We start from the raw sequence: 1,634 nt of genomic DNA on the forward strand, positions 1-1,634 counted from the left end.
GTCAGCCCTTGATGGCGCCGGCGGTCATACCGGCGACGATCTTGCGGTTGAAGAAGACGAACAGCAGCAGCGGCGGGATCGTGATCAGGACGATGTCCATGAACAGCAGGTTCCACTGCGTGTTGTACTGGCTCTGGAAGTTGTAGAGGGTGACCTGCACGGTGGCGTTCTCGTCGCCGGGGGTGAAGTACAGCGGGTTGACGAAGTCGTTGAAGACGGCCACCGAGCTGGTCAGGATGACGGTGATGGTGACCGGCCGCAGCAGCGGGAAGATCACCCGGAAGAACAGCCGCAGCCCGCTGCAGCCGTCGATCATGGCGGCCTCGTCGAGCTCGCGGGGGACGGCCGCGATGAAGGCGCGAAACAGCAGCACGGCGTAGGACAGGCCGAAGGCCACCTCGACCAGGATCAGCCCCGGCATGGTCTTGAACAGGCCGATCGCCCGCAGCAGCCAGATGGTGGGCACGATCGCGGGCGGGATGATCAGCCCGGACAGCACCAGGAAGTTCGCCAGCGAGCCGACCTTCCCGGCGCGGCGCTGCAGCACGAACGCGGCCATGGCGGCGAAGATCACGATCAGCGCGACCGAGGCGACGGTCAGGATGGTGCTGTTGACGTAGGCCCGCAGCAGGACGTAGTCGCGGGCCTCGATCACCTCGGTGATGTTCTGCACGATCTGCCAGTTGGCCGGCCAGGCGAAGTCGAGGTCGGTGGCCTGGGTCTGGTCCTTGACCGCGGTGAGCAGCATGAGGGCGAACGGGATGAGGAAGATCGCGGTGGCCAGCACGAGCGCGATGGTCTCGGCGCCGGCTCGTCTGAGGGCCCTCATACGGCGACCTGCCTTTTGCCGAGGACGTAGTTGAGCGGGAGGACGATGGCGGTGACGACGACGAACAGCAGCACGTTCCCGGCGGTGGACAGGCCGAAGAAGCCGGCCTGGTACTGCTTGTAGATGATCGAGGCGATGGTGTCGCTGGTGAAGCCGGGTCCGCCGCGGGTCATCGTCCAGATCAGGTCGAAGGAGCGCAGGCCGCCGATGAACGACAGGATGATCACCGAGTAGGTGGCCGGCCAGGACAGCGGCAGGGTGACGTGCCGGAAGCGGTGCCAGGCGTTGCCGCCGTCCACGGCGACGGCCTGGTGGTATTCGGGCGGGATGGACAGGATGCCGGCGATGTAGATGACGGTGGCGATCCCGACGCCCTTCCACACGTCCACCAGGGCGACCGACAGCAGCGCCGTGGTGGCGTCGCCGAGCCAGTCGCCGCCGTCGATGCCGACCACCGCCAGGACCTTGTTGACCAGCCCGGTGTCGGGCCGGAGCAGCGCGCTGAAGGTGATGCCGACCGCGACCGTGGAGACCAGGACCGGGAAGAACACCACCGAGCGCAGGAAGCCGCGCAGCCTGAGCTTGGAGGTGAGCAGCACGCCGAGCAGCAGCCCGAGCACGACCTTGAGCCCGCTGGTGACGACCGCGTAGACGAGCGTGTTCTGGAAGCCGATGCGCAGGTTCTGCTCGGCCAGGAAGTCGCGGAAGTTGTCCAGCCCGACGAAGGTGCTGTCGAACAGGGTCCAGCGGGTCAGCGCGAAGTAGAACGCCATCACGGTCGGCACCAGGAAGATCACCAGGTAGA

The 1,634-nt window shown here is 66.4% G+C and carries 2 protein-coding genes; both read right to left on the reverse strand.

What is annotated here, in order from left to right:
* Position 1: 1 nt before the first annotated feature.
* The gene (locus ABEA43_RS67660) at positions 2-829 is read right to left on the reverse strand and encodes a carbohydrate ABC transporter permease (protein WP_345581526.1); all 828 of its coding nucleotides are present in this window, start codon (positions 827-829) and stop codon (positions 2-4) included.
* The coding region (locus ABEA43_RS67665) for a carbohydrate ABC transporter permease (protein WP_345581529.1) at positions 826-1,634 on the reverse strand (809 nt) is incomplete at its 5' end. The genes ABEA43_RS67660 and ABEA43_RS67665, both read right to left, overlap by 4 nt.

Origin of the sequence: Nonomuraea rosea (genome assembly GCF_039539705.1) — a bacterium.
In the GTDB taxonomy this organism is placed as follows: domain Bacteria; phylum Actinomycetota; class Actinomycetes; order Streptosporangiales; family Streptosporangiaceae; genus Nonomuraea; species Nonomuraea rosea.